The sequence below is a fragment of the Rhodococcus sp. PAMC28707 genome (genome assembly GCF_004795915.1).
Lineage (GTDB): Bacteria > Actinomycetota > Actinomycetes > Mycobacteriales > Mycobacteriaceae > Rhodococcoides.
This window is the reverse complement of the sequence record NZ_CP039253.1, coordinates 2847421-2870052: the sequence shown is the minus strand read 5'-3', so window position 1 is coordinate 2870052 and position 22632 is coordinate 2847421. Positions and strand designations below refer to the sequence as shown.

General features: G+C 61.7%; 26 protein-coding genes. 8 read left to right on the top strand and 18 right to left on the bottom strand.

Annotation, left to right across the window (positions count from 1 at the left end):
• Window positions 1-32: 32 nt before the first annotated feature.
• The gene (locus E5720_RS13035; protein WP_136171001.1) at window positions 33-1109 is read left to right on the top strand and encodes a CaiB/BaiF CoA-transferase family protein; all 1077 of its coding nucleotides are present in this window, start codon (window positions 33-35) and stop codon (window positions 1107-1109) included.
• Between the two features lie 11 nt (window positions 1110-1120).
• Here E5720_RS13035 and E5720_RS13030 read toward each other — a convergent pair whose 3' ends face one another.
• Window positions 1121-2599, bottom strand: a complete 1479-nt coding sequence (locus E5720_RS13030) for a PLP-dependent aminotransferase family protein (RefSeq protein ID WP_136171000.1) — start codon at window positions 2597-2599, stop codon at window positions 1121-1123.
• A gap of 75 nt (window positions 2600-2674) precedes the next feature.
• Here E5720_RS13030 and E5720_RS13025 point away from each other — a divergent pair, with 75 nt between their 5' ends.
• Window positions 2675-3193 (top strand): methylated-DNA--[protein]-cysteine S-methyltransferase, encoded by a 519-nt coding sequence (locus tag E5720_RS13025; RefSeq protein ID WP_136170999.1) that lies wholly within the window; start codon window positions 2675-2677, stop codon window positions 3191-3193.
• A 145-nt stretch (window positions 3194-3338) separates the two neighbouring features.
• Here the strand turns inward: E5720_RS13025 and E5720_RS13020 are convergent, their stop codons facing one another.
• The 9 genes from E5720_RS13020 to E5720_RS12980 form a co-directional block, all read right to left on the bottom strand.
• Window positions 3339-3779 (bottom strand): hypothetical protein, encoded by a 441-nt coding sequence (locus E5720_RS13020; protein WP_136170998.1) that lies wholly within the window; start codon window positions 3777-3779, stop codon window positions 3339-3341.
• A 409-nt stretch (window positions 3780-4188) separates the two neighbouring features.
• Window positions 4189-4680 carry a hypothetical protein gene (locus tag E5720_RS13015; RefSeq protein WP_136170997.1) on the bottom strand — a complete coding sequence of 164 codons (492 nt, stop codon included), beginning with the start codon at window positions 4678-4680 and terminating at the stop codon, window positions 4189-4191.
• Entirely contained in the window at window positions 4677-5276 is a 600-nt protein-coding gene (locus E5720_RS13010) for a signal peptidase I (RefSeq protein WP_136170996.1), read from the bottom strand. The genes E5720_RS13015 and E5720_RS13010 overlap by 4 nt, the downstream gene beginning before the upstream one ends.
• A gap of 151 nt (window positions 5277-5427) precedes the next feature.
• The gene (locus E5720_RS13005) at window positions 5428-6570 is read right to left on the bottom strand and encodes a hypothetical protein (protein WP_136170995.1); all 1143 of its coding nucleotides are present in this window, start codon (window positions 6568-6570) and stop codon (window positions 5428-5430) included.
• On the bottom strand, window positions 6567-7127 hold the full coding sequence (locus E5720_RS13000) for a signal peptidase I (RefSeq protein WP_247595950.1): 561 nt from the start codon (window positions 7125-7127) through the stop codon (window positions 6567-6569). The genes E5720_RS13005 and E5720_RS13000 overlap by 4 nt, the downstream gene beginning before the upstream one ends.
• A 7-nt stretch (window positions 7128-7134) precedes the next feature.
• Window positions 7135-7764, bottom strand: coding sequence for a TasA family protein (locus E5720_RS12995; RefSeq protein ID WP_136170994.1), 630 nt, complete (start codon window positions 7762-7764; stop codon window positions 7135-7137).
• A gap of 138 nt (window positions 7765-7902) precedes the next feature.
• A complete protein-coding gene (locus tag E5720_RS12990) occupies window positions 7903-8469 on the bottom strand; it encodes a hypothetical protein (RefSeq protein ID WP_136170993.1) in 567 nt (188 codons plus the stop codon).
• Window positions 8470-8587: 118 nt separating this feature from the next.
• A complete protein-coding gene (locus tag E5720_RS12985; RefSeq protein ID WP_136170992.1) occupies window positions 8588-9136 on the bottom strand; it encodes an alternate-type signal peptide domain-containing protein in 549 nt (182 codons plus the stop codon).
• A 421-nt stretch (window positions 9137-9557) separates the two neighbouring features.
• Window positions 9558-10847, bottom strand: a complete 1290-nt coding sequence (locus tag E5720_RS12980) for an adenylosuccinate synthase (protein ID WP_136170991.1) — start codon at window positions 10845-10847, stop codon at window positions 9558-9560.
• Between the two features lie 223 nt (window positions 10848-11070).
• On the opposite strand from E5720_RS12980, the gene E5720_RS12975 reads away from it, so the two are divergent.
• Genes E5720_RS12975 through E5720_RS12965 form a run of 3 tightly spaced genes read left to right on the top strand, consistent with a single transcriptional unit; the run spans window position 11071 to window position 12990 of the window.
• Window positions 11071-11736, top strand: coding sequence for a hypothetical protein (locus E5720_RS12975; protein WP_168708349.1), 666 nt, complete (start codon window positions 11071-11073; stop codon window positions 11734-11736).
• A complete protein-coding gene (locus E5720_RS12970) occupies window positions 11733-12476 on the top strand; it encodes a site-2 protease family protein (protein ID WP_136170990.1) in 744 nt (247 codons plus the stop codon). The genes E5720_RS12975 and E5720_RS12970 overlap by 4 nt, the downstream gene beginning before the upstream one ends.
• Window positions 12477-12522: 46 nt before the next feature.
• Complete coding sequence (locus E5720_RS12965; RefSeq protein WP_136170989.1) at window positions 12523-12990, top strand: pyridoxamine 5'-phosphate oxidase family protein; 468 nt, start codon at window positions 12523-12525, stop codon at window positions 12988-12990.
• Here the strand turns inward: E5720_RS12965 and E5720_RS12960 are convergent.
• From E5720_RS12960 to E5720_RS12950, 3 genes are all read right to left on the bottom strand, one after another.
• Window positions 12980-13906: a cation diffusion facilitator family transporter gene (locus E5720_RS12960; RefSeq protein ID WP_136170988.1), complete on the bottom strand. Its 927-nt coding sequence runs from the start codon at window positions 13904-13906 to the stop codon at window positions 12980-12982. The genes E5720_RS12965 and E5720_RS12960 overlap by 11 nt on opposite strands.
• Window positions 13907-13976: 70 nt before the next feature.
• Entirely contained in the window at window positions 13977-15074 is a 1098-nt protein-coding gene (locus E5720_RS12955) for an FUSC family protein (protein ID WP_136172671.1), read from the bottom strand.
• Window positions 15075-15111: 37 nt separating this feature from the next.
• Window positions 15112-15528: a DUF3151 domain-containing protein gene (locus tag E5720_RS12950; protein WP_136170987.1), complete on the bottom strand. Its 417-nt coding sequence runs from the start codon at window positions 15526-15528 to the stop codon at window positions 15112-15114.
• Window positions 15529-15629: 101 nt separating this feature from the next.
• Here E5720_RS12950 and E5720_RS12945 point away from each other — a divergent pair, with 101 nt between their 5' ends.
• On the top strand, window positions 15630-16421 hold the full coding sequence (locus tag E5720_RS12945; RefSeq protein ID WP_136170986.1) for a hypothetical protein: 792 nt from the start codon (window positions 15630-15632) through the stop codon (window positions 16419-16421).
• A 121-nt stretch (window positions 16422-16542) separates the two neighbouring features.
• On the opposite strand, the gene fbaA is transcribed toward E5720_RS12945, so the two are convergent.
• Window positions 16543-17583: a class II fructose-bisphosphate aldolase gene (gene fbaA / locus E5720_RS12940; protein WP_084345862.1), complete on the bottom strand. Its 1041-nt coding sequence runs from the start codon at window positions 17581-17583 to the stop codon at window positions 16543-16545.
• A 215-nt stretch (window positions 17584-17798) separates the two neighbouring features.
• Here fbaA and E5720_RS12935 point away from each other — a divergent pair, with 215 nt between their 5' ends.
• Window positions 17799-18527, top strand: a complete 729-nt coding sequence (locus tag E5720_RS12935) for a VTT domain-containing protein (RefSeq protein ID WP_136170985.1) — start codon at window positions 17799-17801, stop codon at window positions 18525-18527.
• A 51-nt stretch (window positions 18528-18578) separates the two neighbouring features.
• A complete protein-coding gene (locus E5720_RS12930) occupies window positions 18579-19238 on the top strand; it encodes a DedA family protein (RefSeq protein WP_210730055.1) in 660 nt (219 codons plus the stop codon).
• A gap of 4 nt (window positions 19239-19242) precedes the next feature.
• Here E5720_RS12930 and E5720_RS12925 read toward each other — a convergent pair whose 3' ends face one another.
• The 4 genes from E5720_RS12925 to E5720_RS12910 all read right to left on the bottom strand — a co-directional run bounded on the left by E5720_RS12925 (window position 19243) and on the right by E5720_RS12910 (window position 22569).
• Entirely contained in the window at window positions 19243-20358 is a 1116-nt protein-coding gene (locus E5720_RS12925; RefSeq protein ID WP_136170984.1) for a glycoside hydrolase family 76 protein, read from the bottom strand.
• A 43-nt stretch (window positions 20359-20401) separates the two neighbouring features.
• Window positions 20402-21076, bottom strand: a complete 675-nt coding sequence (locus E5720_RS12920) for an RNA methyltransferase (protein WP_136172668.1) — start codon at window positions 21074-21076, stop codon at window positions 20402-20404.
• Between the two features lie 5 nt (window positions 21077-21081).
• Window positions 21082-21696, bottom strand: coding sequence for a DUF6636 domain-containing protein (locus E5720_RS12915; protein WP_210729860.1), 615 nt, complete (start codon window positions 21694-21696; stop codon window positions 21082-21084).
• An 84-nt stretch (window positions 21697-21780) separates the two neighbouring features.
• Window positions 21781-22569, bottom strand: coding sequence for an SDR family oxidoreductase (locus tag E5720_RS12910; protein WP_168708348.1), 789 nt, complete (start codon window positions 22567-22569; stop codon window positions 21781-21783).
• Window positions 22570-22632: the final 63 nt, after the last annotated feature.

The following is a 22632-nucleotide window of genomic DNA, read 5'->3' as shown; positions in this document are numbered from 1 at the left end:
CGAACGAGCCGACCTGATCGGAACGAGGAAATGTGTCGAGTAGCGGTGGACCACTCACGGGGCTTCGCGTCGTAGAACTTGCTGGAATCGGACCGGGGCCGCACGCGGCGCTGCTGTTGGCAGATCTCGGTGCCGACGTCGTCCGAGTGCAACGCGCCGGGCAGATCGCCGAACACGATCAGCAACTCCGTAGCCGAACGATCGTCGAAGCAAACCTCAAGGACCCTGCCGACATCGAGAAAATTCTGGGCTTGCTCGAGCGTGCCGACGTCCTGATCGAAGGCTTCCGTCCCGGCGTCACCGAGCGACTCGGCCTGGGCCCGGAGGATGTCCTCGCCCGCAACCCACGCGTGGTGTACGGCCGAATGACCGGGTGGGGACAGGAAGGTCCATGGTCCGCGGCCGCCGGCCACGACATCAACTACATCTCCGTCACCGGTGTCCTGAATGCAATCGGGCGCAAGGGCGAGCGCCCGGTGCCGCCGCTGAACATGGTCGGTGATTTCGGCGGCGGATCGATGTTCCTGATCTTCGGCATTCTGGCGGCACTGTTCGAACGCCAGACTTCGGGCAAGGGCCAGGTCGTCGACGCGGCGATGGTCGACGGCACCGCCGCACTCTCACACATGATCTGGGGCCTACGCGGCATCGGCGTCTGGTCGGACGAGCGCGGAGTCAACATGCTCGACACCGGATTTCCCTTCTACGACACCTATGAGACTTCCGACGGAAAGTACATGGCCGTCGGCGCGCTGGAACCGCAGTTCTTCGCCGAGATGCTCAGGCTGCTCGAGCTCGATCCGACCACGACCCCAGGCCAGGGCGAGCGGGACCGCTGGCCTGAGATGCGTGAACTTTTCACTGCCACCTTCAAATCCAAGACCCGCGACGAGTGGGCTGCGATTTTCGACGGTACCGACGCGTGCGTCTCGCCGGTCCTGACATTCGCCGAAGCTCCCGAGCAGCGGCACCTGAAAGATCGCGGCACGCTCATCGAGGTCGACGGCGTCACTCAGCACCGCCCGGCACCGCGTTTCTCACGTACCCCGAACGGCACCCCGACCGCTCCGCCGTCGACCGCATCGGACGTCGAGACACTCTGGCGCTGAGCCTTTTTCGTTCAGAAGACGAGCCCCGGTTGTTGACCCTCGACAGTGGGGGCCAACGCCCGGTACGCCGCCGCAGTGGCTGTGACCGCTGCGGCGAGCTCGGCCGGTTCACGGGTGTACGGCATCCGAAGGAAGCGCTCGAATGCTCCCTCTACGCCGAAGCGTGGGCCTGCTGCCAGTACCGCCCCGAACGCAGGCGCAGTCGCAGCCAACGCACTCGATACCGGCGCGGGAATCTGCAACCACAGCGACATCCCACCCGTCGAACGCCGGTAACGCCAGCCCGGAAGGTGTTCGGCGATAGCATCTTCCAAGACCCGACGGCGCTCCCGCAGTTGCGTCCTTCTGGTCTCGAGAATCGCATCCGCATCCTCGAGTAGAAAACCTGCGGCCAGTTGATCCATGATCGAGGTACCCAGATCGTGCGCGGCCCGCGAGCCCGCAAGCTGACTGATCAACGACGGATGTGCTCGAATCCATCCGATGCGCAGACCACCCCAGTACGACTTCGACGCCGAACCGATGGTGACGATATCGGTCCCGGACACCCGACCGAACGACGCGACCGGTGGTGGCGGTGGACTGTCGAGCCACAGATCCACCATCGTCTCGTCGACGATCAGCGTCATCGATGTGTCGCGGGCGATCCGCGCGAGTTCGGCACGGCCATCGGCGTCCAAGCACCTTCCCGTCGGATTGTGGAAGTCGAGGATCATGTACGCGACTTTCGCCGCGGTCTGTCTGGCCGCACTACGGACACCTTCCAGATCCCAGGCGTCGTCCTCAGGGCGTAGCGGCACCGGGACCGGGCGCGCGCCGACACGCCGAATTGCCTCCAGCGCATTGGGGTACGTCGGATGATCGATGAGCACGCGATCTCCTGGCGAGGTCAACGTGCCCAACAACAACCCCAGCGCCTGCTGCGCTCCAGAGGTGACCATGATCTGGTCGGGGGTGGTCACGAGGCCCCGCTCGGTGAACCGTCTTGCAATTGCCTCGCGCAGTACTGCGAGGCCGATCGGCTCCATGCCGTGCGTGGACAAATACGCCGGAAGTGCTTGCAGCGCTGAGCCGTACGCAGCCAGCATTGCCTCGGTCGGTGCCGCCATCGCAGCGTGGCTCATGTCCACCACAGGTCCACTCGACGACTTCGTCTGGAGGAGGATGCCGTTGGGGCGCGCCGCGTCGGGAAGGGCGACGGTGCTGCGCGCGCCCTGCTTGCTGATGAGATAGCCCTCCTCACGAAGGACTGCATACGAAGAGGTGATCGTGGTGCGACTCAGTTCGAGCGCAGCGGAGAGGTCCCGCTCACTCGGCAGACCCACCCCCAGCGGGATCCGCCCGTCGTGGATGAGGAGTCGGACGCCGTCGGCGAGCGCCCGGTACGTCGGCCGGGACGTCCGGCGCCTACTCGACCCGTCGTCGGCATCGGTGCGCCAGCGTCCTAGATCGCGCGCCAGAGACGTCGCATGGAGAACCCTCGTAGCCATCGCTCGAGTATTCGCCCACTGGCATCCGGAATCAAATCCAATGACCCATCCAGTGGACTGGTTCATACTGGAGGGGTGCCCTACGTACTCTTCGATACCGCCCTCGGGAGGTGTGGCCTGGCCTGGTCCGACACCGGCATCACCGCCGTCGGATTGCCGGAATCGGATGACGCACTAGCTGCATACCTGCATGGCTTCGGCGGCGAACCGGACGTCCCGAAGGGTGCGGCCCGGGAGGCCCTCGAACTGATCACCGCACTCCTCGACGGCAAGCAAGTCGATCTTTCTGCGATTGCAGTAGTACTCGACGTCTCGGACTTCGACAGTGCGGTCTACGCCGTCACGCGGGCCATACCGCATCATTCGACGATGACGTACGGGGCGCTCGCTGCTCGGCTCGGGCATCCTGGCGCTGCGCAGGCGGTGGGAGGCGCGTTGGGCCGTAACCCGGTGCCGATCATCATTCCGTGCCACCGCGTCCTCGGCGCTGGCCGCGAGGTCGGCGGATTCTCCGCGCCGGGCGGAGCGAGCACCAAAGAGAGGATTCTGTCGATCGAGGGTGTTGCCGGATTCGGGGAGCCCACCCTCTTCTGACCGCGATTGTACGAGAAAGTTGCGTGCGAGTGCAGTTTCAATTAATAGTCGGCTAATCGATTTCGGAAGTTTATTTTTCATTCGAATTCGATGAATCAATCCGTCGATCTCTAATGTCGAGAGGAAAAGCATCCAGCGGTATCTTTCAGGCCGGAATGGAGATTGGATTGGCGGGTATGTCGGTGGAAGACGCATTTTCTGCCTCGGAACCAGGTGGCGTCGTGTCGTCCTCGCTGCGGCCACCGATGATGAAGGCGTCCGTCTCGGGCATCCAGCCGATCGATCCGCGCTCGAACAGGTTGTAGCGCCCGTAACCCGTGGGCGTGGGCTTTTCGTTGCTGATCGGGTAACCCAGCGAGCCGTATGGGCCGCTGTGCTTCAGATAGAAGGCAAGTATCTCGCCGTGCACTTCGTGGGCGCCGCCCTCGGGGAGTGCGAACACCGTTGCGTTTCGGTATTCGAGCATTCCTCCGCCCCCGGGACCGAGCATGAAATCACCAACCTGCTCACCGATCCACGGGTGCTCGTAGGCAAAGCGATCGAATTGATAGCCGAAAACTTCGAGACCGCAGTATGTAGTGGGCATCGGCCGACCTTCCGTCGCATTACTTGCACACTATTGTGCACCTCGAGCACCGATTCGGTCAGTCGAATTAGAATAGTGCTTTTCAACTGCGGTGACCCCGGTTCGATTGGGATTCGGAGTTCGCTGGAAGTCATTCGTTCGCCGACAAGTGCACCACTCTGCAAGTCGATCGGATTCGGTGCTGTCCGGTTTCGACAACTGGTCGGGTTCGAGGGGCCGCATCGGGTCACCCGAGCCCAAACTTCACCGGAGTCGTACTCGCTGTCAGTGGAAATCAGCCCATGCACTTCCCCGCTCCTGCATCGTCGACCGTCGACCGTCGACGGGATAGAGGATCGTGTACGTGTTGATTGCTGCCGGATTACCGGGTAGCCAGCGCTACCGGTCCGGCACCGTCCACTCTGGACACTCAGAAGCTCTGAACCTCCAGTTCGGAGCACAGCTCATCGGTTCTGTTGTCCCATTGCACGACGATCGCCGTCCCCGCAGTTTCCTTCTGTGTGTCGTTTCCGGCATCGCTCACCAGGTGAACAACTGCCTCGACCAATCGCTTCTCACGGGCAGCAACAACAATCCGAGCGCACTTCGATGCCTGACTCTCGCCCACGACCGCTACTTCCAAAGTCTCTTCGAAATATGGACTCACACTGTGCCCCTGTACCGTGAGACGGCCTTCGTCATCAGTGTCGTTGAAGATGTGAAAACTCGTACTACGCCGATCTCCTGGAACCCAGCGAACATCGCTGTCGAAAAGAGAAACCGGCAAGGTCGTCGACCACGTCTCACCGTCGAGGCTGTAGCTCACCGACTGGGAAGGCCGACTCGGGCCTGCGCCGATCAACAGCACTGCTGCCAACGCTGTACACGCGGCGGCACCACACGCAATCACTCTGGCGCTCATAGCGATAACACTTCTTTCCGCTTCTTGCGATGGTCGATTCCAGCGCCGGCGAACATGCACACTGCGTACCCGGCAAGTGCGATCAGGATGACAGTCACCGTGATCTTCCGCTGTTCACCGTTGAGCCAATTGTTGACGTAACCCATATACGGCACCGAGTACCAGACTTTGCCGCGAATCTGACCGAGCTGCACTGGATCTTCGTCGTCAGCTCCATTGTTGTCGCCGCGAGTGACATACGTCGTTTCACCACCGCCGCTCTGTCGAGTTGCAACGATCCGATGGGTGACGACATCCGCTTCCCCAGAACGGATCTGGTAGGTGACGGCAGTTCCTACCACAAGCTCGTCCACCTCAGCGGGCTTGACGACCACCAAGGCTCCTGGCGGATACGTGGGCCTCATCGAACTGGTCAGGACGGTATACGGTGTGGAACCACTGATTCGCGGAATTACCACGGTGACAGCAAGAATGAACAACATCGCTGCCAACAGTAGGAAGGACACGATTCGACTGACCCACCACCACAGGCCGGTACGCGTTTCGGCCTCTTCAGCCGAAACGACCGGTATCACATCGGTGTCATCGGTGCTCATGTCTGATCCGCTCTGCACGAAACTTGACTCTGGGAAACTGAATTATCGGCCCGCTGCCGCCCTCGGTGAGCCGAAAGCACCAGGCCTCGTTGCCACGATAGTAAGAGGAGACTTCCAAGTTTCCTATTATTTCCGGGCTTCGAAAAACTCATCAGTTGGGTGTCACCGTGACCCCCTCTGCGGTGGAGGCCGATTCGAGAACAACCTGCCACTGGCCGGACGACTTCGAGATTCGCGTCTGCTTGTCGCCTTCGACGACCACCAGATCATCACCATCCCAACGCATGGCCGCATCAGGCAAGACTGCGTAGGCCAACTCGTACGTGCCCGTCGGGTCTGTGATGATCAACGCCTTGCCATTCGCAGACCGCGCCGCGCTGTAGTCGCCTGACTCAGAGGTCGAAATGGGACCGACAGTGTCGGGTGGCGTGCTTGTGGCGGGAATGGCACTGGAAGTCGGAGTCACCGGTGCCGACGTTGTCTGATCCGTCGTCGACGGCGCCGGCATGGGAGTCGGCTGATCCGATGGCGCCGGTGTGGTCTGACCCGTCGTCGATGGCGTGACGCTTGTGGTGCTCGGCGGCGCCGAACTCGTTTCAGTATCAGTATCGTTCGGGTTCTCCACTGCGGTCGCGGTGGTGGGAGCCAACTTCTCGTCGTCCATCGACGGTTGAGCGTTTCTGGCCAACGGCGTGCCGTCACCGGGGTTGAAAAGGTTCTTGGGGTAGATGTGCTCGCCTTCTCCACTGCCCCACGTCGCCCCGTTGCAGTACATGTGTTGTGCTGATCCCAGATGAAGGTACGTACCTACCCAATTGGTGCCTCTCACTCCATTGAGCACAGGCAGTATCCGCAGTGTCATATTCCTACCGAGCGCACCCAGGGCCCATACGTTGTCCTGCAGAATCTGGTAGCTGATGTTACTGCCCCGGCCCGCACCGACTCCTGCAGTCACTGTGGTGGAATATCTGAAAGTTCCGTCACGCCAGCGAACTTCGAGATAATAGCTGTATCCCGGACCAAGGTGCTTCCAGGTCACCGTGCTTCGTGGATTCGGCGCGCCGCCTTGGTCCACACAGGACACGAATTGTGATCGCGGCAGCAAGTTCGCGTCCACCGCAAGCTGTCCACTCTTCACGATCACCGAATCTGTCAATGCCGCACTGGTATCGACCGCCTGAGTAGCACCGAACACCATGAACGTGCCCACCGCCAAGGCGACCAAGGCTCGGATACGTGCGTTCTTTCGCCGGGTAGGGGCGAAACGGGAAAACGGCTGCGCAGTTCTCTTCATGTCAGCGAAACTCCCTCTTCGGCCGCTGCATCGCTGGCTTCGTTATCTGCGGACTGCTCACGGCGGCCATCGGGACGAAAGGCGACCATCAGGAGGCCACCGACGAGTACACCGCCCAGGAAGATCGCGACCGGGCTGGATAGCCAGGCCACCACGTAGCCCAGTCCGTTCACATGGAAGAACACGCGATCGGCTTCGGTGACAAAATATGGGCTGCTATCAGCCTCCTCGTTTGCATCGCCCTTGAGAGTGACCACCATGCTCCCGCCGGCCATCGGCTCGATGGCGTCTACGCGGTGCGTGATCCGCGTGCCATCGTCTTCGACACTGACGATGTCACCGAGCACCAATTGGTCGGCGGGCACCGCTTTCGCGAGGGCCAAGGCACCGGTGTGGATAGCAGGCGCCATCGAACCGGACCGAAAAACCAAGGGTTTGATACCGAACGTCAGGGAAGCTACCGCAGCGAGAACACAGATCAAGCCCGCGAGAGCGCCGACAGTCAGCGCTATCTCGCGGCCAGTGCGCCCGGCAGCGGATTCTCGTAGGGATGCCATCGTTTCCTCAGGGGTTGTTCGCTGTGAAAAGAAAATTGACCGTCGCCGACTTTCCTTGAGCTACAGGTTTGACGGTGCTGCTGTCGAGAGTCACCTGGATGCAGATATTCTCGCTGGCGGCGACGGCAAGGGGACGCGGTGTCGAAATCATGGTCCTCGACGTCGGGGAGGGTGCCAGATTCACCGCCGGATCGATAAGCGTTCCGGTGCAGATTTTCCCCGCCGCGAGGACAGAGTTGGCAACGGCAGCGGATCGATAGGCGGCAACTTTGAGGTTGGGTGCCAGCACCGAATCTGCACTGGTGGTCACGGTGGCCGTATATCTGAAGGCCACTGTGCCCTTGTTCTCGACCGGCAGCATCCCCGCGACACTGTCCCCTGGTTTCATAGCGACCATAGCCAGCGACGTCATCGTGGAGGCCTCATGCTTTCCATTGACGTTCAGAAGAATCGACCCTGCGCTGAACTTCGACGACGTCGCGGTGGCGGAGTCGGTCCACGCGGCAAGCGTGCCTACCGCACCGAGGCCTAGCACGATGCCGATGGACATCACTGCACGCGTGCGGGTTCCAGTGGTCGACGAACCCAACCGTGGGCGTGCGGGATCACCTGCGCCCGATCGGTCACGGTGAAACATTGCTCACCCCTTTCCGCCGGGTGCGGCTCGATATCTGTGCATCCACGACGATTCTGAACACCGGGCCGGGATCGTCGACCGTCGGGATGTTGTCGACGTAGCCGAGATTCGGCCAAGAGGATCGATAGTGGGCGTTCATCAGTCCTGCTTGGCTGCGACGCTGAATGTCACCGTTGATTGCGCGCCCGAGGGTGGATTGATTCCAACAGTTCCCGTCATGCACAGCACCTCGGACGCACCCGGAGAAAGTCGCCTCCACTGCCCGGCCGCCGGGAACGCCGCTCCGATCATCGGTCCGCTGTAGAGGGCCCCCACGCCGATCTTGGCTGCGGGCGGTGCCGGGCACGCGGCCTCGCTGACGACGGAAGAAACGTCGAGCCTCAACGGCATTGTCGCGCTGGATTGTATGGTGTTCTGAATTCGATAACGCATGGGGATATTCCCCTTGTTGAAAACGGTCAAAGGGGCCTGCGAATAATCACCGGGCCCCAATATGCGATTGCCTCCACCGAATGCTGCGAAGTCGAGACTCTTCGACTGGACGCCGCTGTTCCCCACCGCCAACTCGAGGCGACCGGAGGTGATGGTACCGCCGCTCACCGCCTGCGCGGATCTCCACGTGGCGCCGGTCTCCTGAGCTGACAGGAAAGTCAGCCCCAAGACCGAAGCCGCAGCGAGCGCCCACAGAAGGGGCTTCCTATTCATGGAAATCGCCTCACAATCGAGCCGTCACGCCACAGCGCGCCCGTCGTCTGTACTGATCCCAAGGCCAGTACGACGACGGACGCGGCTGCGACTAACTTGATATTCACTTCAATTCAGATCAGGGACGAACCTGATCCAAGGTGAGAGTGAAGGCGTTCAGGTCGACACTTTCGTTCTGCGCGACCAGATCAGCAGTCGCTTGATCGAAGGTGATCGTTACCGCAACAGTAATGGTCTGCGGTGACGCCGTGAGCGGAAGCGGGACTGCGGAAGCGTTGGGCAGCAACGTCCCTCCGTTCACCGATACCTCAGCGTCGAGTGCATCGGCCAGTGCTGGATCACCTGCGACGTCGGTGAAATCTGCTGTGATGCTTGCACGAAGGTTGTCTCCCGCCCAATTGACCACGTACTGGGTCGAGTACTCCAGAACGTCGCCCGGGACGATGGGGAAGCCAGCGGGATCGGCGCCGATATTCGCTGCGGGGACGACCGACGTTTCGGTCCAGTTTCCCGAACCCGGCACCAATGCGAAGTTGAGTTCACCGGAGTTGATCGTCCCGCCGCTGACCGGCTCCTCATCGCTCCACAGAGCGAAAGATCCCAAACCGCCGAGCAGCAGTACAGCTGCCGCCCCCGCGGCTATGGCGCCTTTGGTTGCTTTTTTCATATCGTAATGCCCTCTCTCGTTTGGCCCAGTGTGTAGGCCAGGTATTGGCGACCCGATTGGGTCGAGTCGGCCATAATTGGCCCTCGCAAGTGTGCGGCACTCATCGTGTCGTCAAGACTAGCCGGTTTGTTACTAATGCAAACAAAAAGACTTTAGGTTTCTTTGAACTGCGATTACTTAACAGTCGGACACCTTGTTTCAAGATAAGTCTTGGGCCAAAGGTAAAATGTTCGTCACCATTCAATCTTTAGCTTTAATTCGGCCAGACCCACAGAAAAAGTTTGGATTCGATCCGTTAAATTGGCTATTCGATTAGTGCCGAATTTTTCAAGCGTTTTCGTGATTATCGAATATTCCACGCATAAAAAAATCGGCCCCGAGAACCTGAGTTCTCGGGGCCGATAATCTGATGCTGAACAAATTAGCCGAGAATATCCCGACGCACGATGGTTTCATCCCGACCGGGACCGACACCGATGCAGGAGATGTACGCCTTGGACAATTCTTCGAGGCGAAGCACGTAGTTCTGCGCGTTGATCGGCAGTTCCTCGAACGTGCGCGCACCGGTGATGTCTTCGGACCAGCCTGGCATCTCTTCGTAGATCGGCTTGGCGTGGTGAAAATCGGTCTGTGTCATCGGCATTTCGTCGTGGCGCACACCGTCGACGTCGTAGGCAACACAAATCGGAACGGTCTCCAGACTCGAGAGCACATCCAGTTTGGTCAGGAAGTAGTCGGTGATGCCGTTCACGCGCGTTGCGTAGCGCGCGATGACGGCGTCGAACCATCCGGTACGACGCGCACGCCCGGTCGTGACACCGACCTCGCCGCCCTGCGTCGCGAGGTACTCGCCGAAGTTGTCGAACAGCTCGGTCGGGAAGGGGCCCGATCCGACGCGTGTCGTGTACGCCTTCAAGATGCCGAGCACCGTAGTGATCTTGTTGGGACCGATGCCGGACCCGACCGCTGCGCCGCCTGCCGTCGGATTCGACGAGGTCACGTACGGGTAGGTGCCATGGTCGACGTCGAGCAGAGTGCCCTGCGAGCCTTCGAGCAGGATCGTCTCACCGCGTTCGAGGGCAAGGTTCAATTCGAGTCGCGTATCGGAGATTCGGTGCTTGAAGCCCTCTGCCTGCTCGAGAACCTCGTCGACCACCTGTTGTGAGTCGAGTGCGCGCCGGTTGTAGATTTTCGACAGCACCTGGTTCTTGAACTCGAGTGCGGCCTCGACCTTCTGCGTGAGTATCTTCTCGTCGAGTACGTCGGCCGCGCGGACGCCGACTCGGGCGAACTTGTCCTGGTAGCAAGGCCCGATACCGCGTCCCGTCGTGCCGATCTTCTTGGCGCCGAGAAAGCGTTCGGTCACCTTGTCGATGGCAACGTGGTACGGCATGATCAGGTGCGCATCGGCACTGAGCAGCAGGCCAGAGGTGTCGACGCCGCGCTCTTCCAAGCCTGCCAATTCGGACAGCAGCACACCGGGGTCGACTACGACGCCGTTGCCGATCACGTTCTTCACGCCCGGCGTCAAGATGCCCGACGGAATCAAATGCAGAGCGAACTTGTCGCCGCTGGGGAGCACCACCGTGTGGCCCGCGTTGTTGCCGCCTTGGTAGCGAACGACCCACTGAAGTCGCTCGCCGAACAAATCGGTCGCTTTGCCTTTGCCCTCGTCGCCCCATTGGGCGCCGATCAGGACTATCGCCGGCATGTGCTCTCCTGGTGGTTTCTGGTGCAGTGACTTCTTGTGCAGTGGTGGCTGTTGCAGCGTGCTGCCAAGCTCACGGCAGTGCCGGGGCGTCAGTCTAGCCGAGGCAACGGCTTGCCCGTTGTGCCGCTACGGTGGTTGGCGAAAGTATGCGGAAGACTCCAGACAGTATGCGAAAGACTCGAGACAAGGCGCGGGCCGTCAACCGGCACGCCTGGGGAGCACTGTGACACCGTTCGTCCTGCAATGCGGAACTCCGCTCCTGCCGATCACGCTGACCGACGTTCCGTTGACCTCGGCTTCCAAGATTCCCACGAACGACGAATGCGACGCGTTGTTTTCGGCGGTGGGAGCAGTGTTGGATCCGCGGGTGATCGTCCTGGGTGACGACGCGTCACTGGCGGCTGTGCTGACCAGACTCATGCGGACCGAACGCCTGCACATCGAGCTGGCATTCGTCCCCGAGTCGACGACCCAGGCCTGCAGCAACTACCGGCTCGGAAGTGGCTCGAGCGCTGCGAAGGTGGCGATGACCGGCACTGCCACCCCCACGCCCCTCATTCGTGACGATGCAGGCAAGGCAATCGTAGGAAAGGCGTTGGTCGAAGGTCACGCCGGCGGTGATCTGGAGGGCGAGGCGTACGTGGACGACACAAAGCTCTTCTCGGGAACTGTGTCCGGTGTAGAAGTGATGCCGACGCCCGAGATGCCCGGCTTGAAGGGTCGCGTCATCGGCCGTCGTAGATTGTTCGCACGACGATGGACTTTCGGCCGCGCGATGCAGCTCGGGGCAAACGCCGCGCAACTGACGCGCGACGGCGTCCCGGGTGACCGTGAGGTCAAACGTTCGACGTTCTACCGCCACGACCAGGAGTGGTTGCTGGTGCGATGAAGCCGAGTCCGATATTTCTCGGGGTTGTCGCCGTCGCCGCAGCCGGCGGCGCGCTGGCATGGACAGCCGAGCCGACCTCCACGTGGGCGCGCGCGGGTGTCTTCGTGTTGGTTTTGGCCGGTTGGATCGTCTCGGTCTGCCTGCACGAGTTCGGGCACGCGTTCACTGCGTTCCGTGCCGGTGACCGCGAGGTGCAACTGCGTGGGTATCTGACTCTGAACCCGCTGAAATATTCACACCCGCTCCTGTCGGTCGTGCTCCCGATCGTCTTCATCGCCATCGGCGGAATCGGATTGCCCGGCGGTGCTGTTTACGTACGTTCGGGACTGTTTGCGCCCCGAGTGCAGCGTCGAATCGCGCTGGCCGGTCCCACCGCAAATGCACTTATTGCCGTACTGCTTTTGGTGGTAATCCGTATCTGGGGGATGAACGGCGACCACCTCGTCTTCTGGTGGGGACTCAGCTTTCTGGCATTTCTTCAAGTTATGGCCACGATTCTCAATCTGCTCCCGGTTCCGGGTCTCGACGGTTACGCCGCACTCGAGCCGTATCTGTCGTACGACACCCGCCGTGCGCTCGCGAATTTCAAGGGCTACGGAATTCTCGTTCTTGTCGCATTCCTGTTCGTCCCAGCTGTCAATTCAGCATTTTTCGGCGCGATATATTGGATATTCGGCCTGTCCGGAATTCCAGAGATCTACGCGCAGTACGGCAATTACCTCATGCGATTCTGGGCCTGAACAAATCTTGCCAAGAGGTCGAGGTCGAGCGTTGCATACTGTTTCCATGGCTACGTGGCGAAAATTCGAAAGCACGGCACCAGAGCTGGCAAAGGCCGTTTCCGCCAGGTTCGGTGCGCACAAGCATCATGTACTGGCGACGATCCGTGCAGACGGATCGCCCCGGGTAAGCGGCACCGAGGTGGAATTCCTCGACAATGGAACCTTGCGACTGGGTTCGATGCTCAATGCCCTCAAAGCGCTTGACCTACAGCGCGATCCGCGATATGCGATCCACACCAACCCCGGAGATCATTCGATGGAGGGTGGAGACGCGAAAATCTCGGGGCATGCCGTCGAACTCGTGGATCCCGAAGCGCTGCAAAAGATATTCGACGCGGCACCGCCCGAACTGTCCCCCTACAACGTCTTCGATCTCGATATCACCGAGGTCGTCCTGACGGAGGTAGTCGAGGACCAGTTGAAGATTCGACTGTGGAAGCCGGGCGCTCCGGTGCGGACCTTCACCAGGTGAGTTCGTCCTTGCACATCGCGCCCTGAGCACTCGGTTCCACCTGGACGGTTGCGTGATCGAGACCGTAGGTCGTCAGCACTGCTTTTGCGCGCTGTAGCAGCACCGAACCGGAGCCATCACACTCGAGGTGAACCGTCGCGACGTCCATACCTGTGGTGAGCGTCCAGATATGGAGATCGTGCACTCCGACGACGCCGGGAAGAGCAGCGAGATCCGCTTCGACGGCTTCGACGTCGACATGTCCGGGGCTAGCTTGCGTCAGGATGCGCAACGCGGACCCGGCCAGCTTGAGTGCACGCGGAACTACCCACAGCGAGATGAGCACACCGATGACGACGTCCGCCCACGTCCAATCGAAGACCAGCAGAAGCACACCGGCGATGAGGACGCCGACGCTGCCGACTGCATCGGCCAGCACTTCCATGTATGCACCGCGTACCGCGATACTGTCTTTGGCATCGCCGCGAATGAGAAGCATGACAACGAGATTGGCTACGAGACCGGCCGCGGCCGTCAGGATCATCGCCAACCCGGGGATGTCGGGCGCATCGCCGATTCGGCCGATGGCCTCGTACATGATGAACGCCGCGACACCGAGGAGTAGGACTGCGTTGGCAATCGCGGTGAGGACTTCGGCGCGGTGCCATCCGAAAGTCCGAGCGGCGACGGCGCTCCCCTTGCGGGCCAGCAGAAGCGCGATCAATCCCATCGACATTCCGAGCACGTCGGTGAGCATGTGGCCGGCATCTGCCAGCAGACCTAGCGAGTTGATCGACAACGCCACCGTGGCCTCGACGATGAGAAATACCACGAGGATCGCCAGCGCAATGAACATCTTGCGGATCCGACCGCTAGACGGGCCTACAGCCTGTGCGGACCCCGACATGCCATGACTGTGTCCGTGCCCCGCGCCCATGACTACCCTCCGGTCGTTCGATTCGACCTCACCATATGCGTACATACGCATATGTGCAACGGGCTGTCCCTTACAGCACGTCCGGGGTCACACTCGGCTTCTCGACGGTCGGCGGCAGCGTCGCCAGAGCCGATATCCGCTTCAGACCCGCCACCTGCAGCAGATCGACGATGATCGACCGCAACTGAGCCAACACCACCGTCGCGGACAGACCAGCATTGTCGATCAGTTCAGGTTTCGCACCGGATGCGACCGACCGCAGCGCCCGCGCCGCGTCGGCCGCGTCGGGGCGCTGCCCGGGATCGGCGAGAATCATCCGTCGCAGCACATCCACCGCTTGCGAGAGCTTCTCGACCTCGTCGACGAGTCGCGGATCGAGGATCTCGTCGTCACGCACCAACGACAACGATCGCCGTGCGAGCACCCGAATGTTGCGTACGGCATTGTCGAGCGGATCAGCTGTCTTGGCCAGACTCGCAAGACGGTTGCGTTGCCTCCAGTACAACGGTGAGATCCGCGCGATCTCTCGACCGCCCTTCAATTCACTGCGCAGAGTGTCGATATCGGACTGCGTCGCACGCGCCTTCTTCAACGCTTCCTCGATGGGCTTCGGGTCGTTGGCAACGAGACCGTCGGCCACCTTCTGCAGCACATCCGAGGCCGTTTTCAGAATCTTCGCCGCATCCTTGCGCGCCCGCCACACTGGATGAGTCGGAATCAGTGCGACGATCGCGATCGCGACGAGACCGCCGACCAACGCGTCGACCATCCGGTCGATTCCACCGGTGTTTCCGGGTGGAATGAGCGTCGCAACAAGTACGGCCGAGGAGCCTGCCTGCATCGCAAAAATCGGACCGCCGTCGAGAAACACCGCGGCCGCCATCGCGAGTGCCACGACCAGAGCGAGCTGCCAGGGGCCGCTGCCGATCGCCGAAATGATCAGGTCACCGACACCGATTCCCAGAGTGACGCCTACAACCAGTTCCGCCGAACGCCGCAACCTGGACCCCAGTGAGAGGCCGAGCGAGATGACGGCCGCAATCGGCGCGAAGAACGGAGTCGGATGTCCGACGATGTCGGTTGCGACAAACCAGGCGACACCGGCCGCCAAAGCACACTGAATGATCGGCAACAACGAAGACTGGAGCCGGAGACGCCCGCTCTTCAGCCGCGCCCTGCCCCGCTTTGCCGTCGGGCGAAAGCGATCAGCCGAGGCCGAGCGCGTCCGCAGCTTTAGGGTCGCAGTCTTCCAATAGGTCGAGGCAGCGGGCGTACTCGTCGTTCTCGCCGATATCGCGCGCAGCCTTTGCAAGAACGGCGACGCATCGGAGGAATCCTCGGTTCGGCTCATGGTTGTACGGGACCGGCCCGAACCCCTTCCATCCGTTGCGACGCAGCTGATCGAGTCCGCGGTGGTAACCGGTGCGCGCATAAGCGTAAGCGGTGATCGTCTGTCCAGCGGTCGAAGAGGCTTCCGCCAAATATGCCCACGCAATCGAGGCCGTCGGATTGTCGGCAGCCACCTTCGCTGGGTCCTCGTGATTCAGAAGAGCCGACTCTGCCTCTTCGTCTCCAGGCAAGAGCGTCGGCTGCGGTCCAAGCAGGTCACCGAAAGAAGTCATGGACCCCATTGTGCCCCGACACTCCGCGCGCGTGCGCCCACCCACCCTTCCGCTCGCTAGGCTCGTCTGCGTCGCACAGTCCGGTCAGTTGGGAGAACAGGGTGTCGGATCCGCAGGACAAGTCGAACGAGGTGGGCGAAGAGCCCGCCACCGAGGCGATTCGAAAACAAGAACCACCGGCCGCGAAGCAGCCGCCGACACAGAGGACCCCGCCTCCTCGAGCTCCCGATCCGGCCGAAGCGGAAACCACCGCTCTTGCCAAGGTGCATCCGGCCACCGGACAGCCCCACCCGGCGCCGTCGACCCTTCAGCCCGCCGGCGCCACGCCGGCTGCCCGACCAACGGCGGCACCGCGACGCATCCCCGCGCGTGGTGAGCTCTCGCAGCCGCAGGTACAGCCCAAACGCATCGAACCGACGCCGAGCACTCCGTCCCGGAAGTCCGGGAGCAGAAAATGGATCGCCGCACTCGTGGGCGCTGTGGTCTTGATCGTCGCTATCGGTGTCGCGGGTTTCGCCTACCTCTCGCGCGACGACGAGGGCAGTTCGGTCGATGCGCAGATCAGAACGTCGATCCAATCGTTCACGCAAGCATTGAGCACCGGCGATCTGGCGACTCTCCGCAGCGCCTCATGTGGCGAACTTGCCACCTTCTACCGCGATATTCCGGACGCCGATTTCGCCGACGTCCACCGCATTGCCGTCGAGCAGGGCAATGTTCCGGTCGTGGAAAGCATCGACGCCGTTCAGGTGACCGGCGACACCGCGATCGCGCAGGTTCTTGCGCATACTGCGGCCAATCCCGCCGACACTTCACCCCGCACCTTCGACCTACGCCGTGACGGCGATGTGTGGAAAGTCTGCAGCCCGAGCAGCCCCGCACCCCCGGAGTAGCCCCTCCCTCCTGATCACGCAGTGGCAGCCCTGCATCACGCAGTGGCAGTCCTGCATCGCGCCCAGCACTCGGCCCCGCAACGAAAGCACGTTGCGGGGCCGAGTCGGTCGAGAAAGGGTCTTATCCGGCGGAGACGCTGCGGCCGGCGGACTTCAGGTCGTTGCACGCCTCGATGACGCGAGCGGTCATCCCTGCTTCGGCTTTCTTCAGGTAACTGCGGGGGTCGTAGGCCTTCTTGTTGCCGACCTCTCCGTCGACCTTCAGGACGCCGTCGTAGTTGCTGAAGAAGTGCCCGGCGATCGGCCGACTGAATGCGTACTGAGTATCGGTGTCGACGTTCATCTTCACGACGCCGTAACCGAGTGCCTCTTCGATCTCACTCTTCGCCGAGCCCGATCCACCGTGAAAGACGAAGTCGAACGGCTTGGAACCCTCGGCAAGACCAAGGTGCTCCGACGCGACCTTCTGGCCGTCGGCGAGCACCGAAGGCTTCAGCTTGACGTTGCCCGGCTTGTAGACGCCGTGCACGTTGCCGAACGTTGCCGCGAGCAGGTAGCGCGATCCCGCGTCGCCGGCACCGAGGGCTTCGACGGTCTTGAGGAAATCCTCGTTCGAGGTGTAGAGCTTGTCGTTGATCTCGGCCTCGACGCCGTCTTCTTCGCCGCCGACGACGCCGATTTCGATCTCGAGGATGATGCGTGCTGCCGCGGAAAGGGCGAGCAGTTCCTTGGCGATCTCGAGGTTCTCATCGATTGCGATCGCAGAACCGTCCCACATGTGCGACTGGAAGAGCGGGTTCTTGCCTGCGTCGACGCGCTCCTGGGACAGGGCGATCAGCGGACGCACGTAGGTGTCGAGCTTGTCCTTCGGGCAGTGATCGGTGTGTAGCGCGATGGTGACGTCGTATCGCGCTGCGATCACATGAGCGAACTCGGCCAGGGCGGCCGCGCCGGTGACCATGTCCTTGATCCCGAGGCCCGACGCGAACTCGGCGCCGCCCGTCGAGAACTGAATGATGCCGTCGCTACCTGCGTCGGCGAAGCCTTTGATGGCGGCATTGACGGACTCGGAACCTACGCAGTTGATAGCCGGAAATGCGAATTGGTGTTCCTTCGCCCGGCCAAGCATCTCGGCGTAGACCTCGGGAGTTGCGATCGGCACGGCGGATTCCTCCATGTAAAGAGTCGATCGGCGAGCGCTCACGCGTAGCGGCGCGCGCCGTGTGTCCTCTGCAGTATGGCAACTCATCGACGCTGTGTCGCCCGGGACCCACCGCAGGGGCTCTGAAATCGATCACGCCCAATCTGGCAGCCCTTATCCGGTGGTCGAAACCTGTTGTTCAGGTTCTCCCAGGTTCGGCCGGTAGTGTGAGCGCCGTGAGTTTGAATGCCGCCTCGGAATCCGTGACGACCAACCTGGCTTTGCTGCCTGGGTTCCTCGATCCGGTCAACCTGCTCAATTCGTTCGGCGCCTGGGTGTTGGTCGGATTGCTGCTAGTCGTTTTCATCGAGTCGGGGTTGCTGTTTCCCCTGCTACCCGGTGATTCGCTGCTGTTCACAGCAGGGCTGATCGCAGCCTCGAAGTCGACGGACATCGAGCCGTTCGCACCGATTTGGCTCTTGCTGATTCTGATTCCCATCGCCGCGATCCTCGGTGACCAAGTGGGATTCCTCATCGGTTCCAAGGGCGGTACCGCCCTCTTCAAATCGAACGACGCGCGCTTCTTCAAGAAGAAATACATCGACGAGTCGCATGCCTTCTTCGAAAAGCACGGGCCGATCACCATCATTCTGGCGCGCTTCGTTCCGATCGTTCGCACGTTTGCCCCCGTCGTCGCGGGTGCGTCGAAGATGAAGTACTCACTGTTCCTGACCTACAACGTCGTCGGAGGCATCCTCTGGGGTGCAGGTGTGACGATGCTCGGCTACCTGCTCGGCCAGATCGATTTCATTCGCGAGCACGTCGACATCATCTTCATCATCATCGTTCTCGTCTCGGTGCTGCCGATCGTCGTCGAGGTCGGCAAACGGATGATCAAGGCACGCAAGACTCCGTTGGCCGAAGCGACCGAGTCGATCGAATCGCAGCGGGACGCCACTTCCTGACATGGTGCGTCGCGCATGATCGGCCAGATCAACGTCCAAGCTTCCGAGACGATGACGGCGATGGGCAGTTTCGGACCGCTCACCACTGCCGGTCCCCTTGTCGTATGGACCATCGTCGTCGCATTCGTGTTCCTCGAATGCGCTCTCATCATCGGCCTGTTCCTTCCCGGTGACTCGATGCTCGTCACCGCAGGCATCGTCATGGCCACACACTCTTCCGGAGTCGGCCATATCTGGGCGCTGTCGGTGGGCGCGATGATCGCCGCGATCGCGGGTAACCAAGCCGGCTACGTAATCGGCCACCGCACCGGCTCCAAACTCGTCGCACGCAAAGACGGCAAGTATCTCAACACGAAGAACCTGCACAAAGTGAACGTCCTGCTGGAAAAGCACGGTTTCTGGGCGGTACTCGTGGCTCGCTGGATTCCATGGGTCCGCACGCTGTGCCCGATGGTCGCAGGCGCAGCAAACATGAACCATCGCAAATACACGATCGCCAGCACCCTGGGCGCCATCATCTGGGCGCCGGTACTGCTGCTCATCGGCTTCTATTTCGGCAGCTTCATCGAGCAGGTCCCATGGCTACTACCGGCGGTGTTGATCGCGATGATCGTTGCGCTCGTACTAGGTACCGCACTCGGCATCTGGCAGTACCGCAAAGAGATGGCCCGGCCGACGGAAATCGTAGAGGTGGAAGAGGTTCACGAGTAGGCCTTCACTCGCGGAAGCCGGACGCGGAGACGACGTGGGCGGCTTCCATCAACATCCACCCACTGAGTTGGACCGATAGATCCCGCTCGGGAATCCTGGACGAGCGAACGGTCCCACCGGTGAACGTGGCAATGGAATGCCCAGACCCGGGCAGGCGCGCCTCCTTGTTCCAGGCGGCACCGAACAGCGGATGGTCCTCGACCTCGAGTCGGTTCTCCCACGCGGCCTTCGCCGATGCAAGAACGATCGACGCCGCCAGCGAGCGAGCCTGTTCGTCCTCGTCGCACTCGCCGGGGAGCGTCGTGGCGACGAAAGCGAGGTTGCGCGCCAAAATGCCGTCGAACAGACCGCCGTCACCGCCACCCCCGCCCACGATCACCAGATCCCGGCACAGGTGCGTCTCGACGGCGGCAACCAGCGCGTGAACGCGTGCGCGATGCCGCGGCGCGTCGAGACGAACTGACAATTCGGTCTCGACTCCGAGCACGACGCCCTGGCAGTAGCTGAACACCGCACGATCGAGCTCGCCGCCCGTGCGAATGCCGTCGAGGATCAGGCCCGTCACCGGGTCGCGGAGATGCGCGTCCATCCAGTCAGCCATGGCCTGTGCGCGCCAGAGCCGACCGGTGCGGGCCAGCAGTATCGACGCAGGCCCGTTCGCCGGAGTGTTGTAGAAATCATCACCCTTACGCCACGGTATTCCGCCGCCCTTCTTCGGCGCCCAGGCGTCGAACAACTCCAATTCGATCGTATGGATCGCCGACCGATTGTCGACAGCGTGCAACCGCTGCGATCGCTCCAGCGCAAGGCCGAGCCATGCCATGTCGTCGTAATAGTTGTTGGTCCATCCGGTGATGTTCCGAATCCGATGTGCGCGAGCAATTTTGGACAGCTTCCTGCGACGCTTGACAGTGGGCGCGCGAGTAGTCGCGTCGACAGCACAATCCAGCAAGTGCGCCTGCCACCAGTAATGCCAACGTCCGAACAGTCGTTCACGCCGGACGGGGGGCCACGCCACCACTCCTAAAGCGGTACCGGGCAGTCCCCACAATCGACGTACGTGGCGCGCGTAGACAGCCCCCTCCGCCGCGTCCGCACGCTGCGACCATTGCTCCTGCATGCCCCGATCCTGCCATTACGCGCAAGAAGAGTGACACAAGGAGTCAGGTCCACGCCGAAGACAAGTCCGCATGCTGCCGAATCCAGGAATGCATGGCGATACCCGCAGCCACTCCGGCGTTGATACTTCGAGTCGAGCCGAACTGGGCGATGGACACCGTCATCGCGGCGGCGCCACGGGCTTCCTCCGTCACTCCCGGGCCCTCCTGACCGAACAACAGCACGCAGTCACGCGGCAGAACCGCCGTTTCCAGCGGCACCGACCCCGGGGTGTTGTCCACGGCGACAACGGTCAGCGCGTTCACTCGGGCGAACTCGAGTAAGTCAGCGACCGTGGCGTGGTGGTGAATGTGTTGATAGCGATCGGTAACCATCGCACCCCGCCGATTCCACCGTCGACGACCGACGATGTGAACTGCCTGCGCAGCAAAAGCATTGGCCGTCCGGACCACAGTGCCGATGTTGGCGTCGTTCGCGAAATTCTCGATCGCGACGTGAAGACTGTGCCGACGATTGTCGATGTCCGCAACGATCGCCTCGCGTGTCCAATAGCGATAGGCGTCGACGACATTGCGTCGATCTCCGTTGTCGAGCAGCTCGGCGTCGTAACGAGCATCGGTAGGCCGCGGTGCTGTGTACTCCTCGACCCACGGACCGACGCCGTTGGGGGCTTCACCCCACTCCGTCGGGCCGGCATCGGCAGCGACTCCGGATTCCATGTCGCTCAAAAGGTTTCGTTACCGTCGGCAGCAATGCGGAAACCGTGACCGGTCTCGTCGTTGTTGCAGGAGATCCCGTCGGCGGCAGAAATGCACGTGTAACCGTCGCCGACGATCTGTTGACCCACCTCGAGCGGCGGATCGACCGTCGCACCACCCGAGGTGTACACCGCGCCACCGGAGCACATGAACTCGGCTGCCCCTTCATTGGTGACGCGAATCCCGTTGCCCCAGCTGATCATGCATGACTCGGGCCGCGGTGGAACGGGCGTGGTCGTGCCTTGACAGCCTGCCTCAGTCCGCGAAGGAAGAGTGACGATTCCGCATTGGAACTGCCCGTCCGGCGAACTGAAATAGTAGGCGCCCTGCAGCGGTGCATACGTAGTCTGTGGCATCGGCATCGGCATCGGCGGCGGAGCAGGCTCGGTCGTCGTGGGAAGCGGCGCCTCGGTAGTGGTGACTGGAACAGGTGCGACCGTCGTAGTAGTGGTAGCGGCGGGCGCACTCGTCGTACTAGGCGGCGAGGTTGCGGCCACCTCTGCACCGGACTCACTGCCACATGCCGTCAACATTGCCGACACTGCCAGAACTGCCGCTGCTGCAAGACGCTTGTCCACCATGAAATACCCCGACCCCGCTCTCGCTGACCTGTTTCGCAGTGCGACCCTAACCGGCGCACCGAGACAAGCGCTGTGGGGGTGGGGTCAGGTGTGGCTCAGACGACGGTTGATCTCACGCGTCAGCCATGCAGGCGAGAATCGTGAGCCGATCGACATCGCCTTGGACTGCAACCCCACCGGAAAATGAACCTTGTGCAGTAGGCGCTTCGACGGCCGGGTGGCGTCGAAGATCGCTTCGGAGACGTCGTCGGCCGTCAGCTTGATCCCGAGCGAACTGGTGGTGCCCGTGGACACACCCTTGGTCATCGCGGTCTGCACGAACAGCGGCCACATCGCTTTCACCGAGATGTCGAACTCCGCCCATTCGAGGTCCAGGGCCTCGGTGATACCGCGAACCGCGAACTTCGTCGCGCCGTAGGTGGCAAGTTCGGGTTGGCCGTAGATCGCTGATGCGGAACAAAGGTTGACGACCTGCGCACCGGGGGTGGCCTTCAGATACGGGAAGGCTGCCAGAGTGCCATAGACGACGCCGTTCAAGTTGATGTCGATCTGACGCTTGTGCACGGCGAGCGGTATCTCTTCGAATTTTCCTGCGACGAGGATGCCCGCATTGTTGACCAGGACGTCGAGTCGCCCGCCGGACTCCGCGTCGAATTCGGTCAGGCGATCCGCCCACTGAACCGGGTCGGTGACGTCGAGAACTCCCGTCACGACTCGGCCACCGGCCGCAGCGATCTCCTTGCTCAGCGACGCCAATCCGGTTCCGTCGATGTCATAGGCCCCGACGAGGTATCCCGAGCGGGCGAATCTCAACGCGGTGGACCGTCCGATACCGGCTGCAGCGCCGGTGATGAACACAGTTGGAGTAGACACAACGACAGGATAGGGGTTACCGGGATTATCGGTAACCCCTTGGACAGATTTCGGGACTACTCT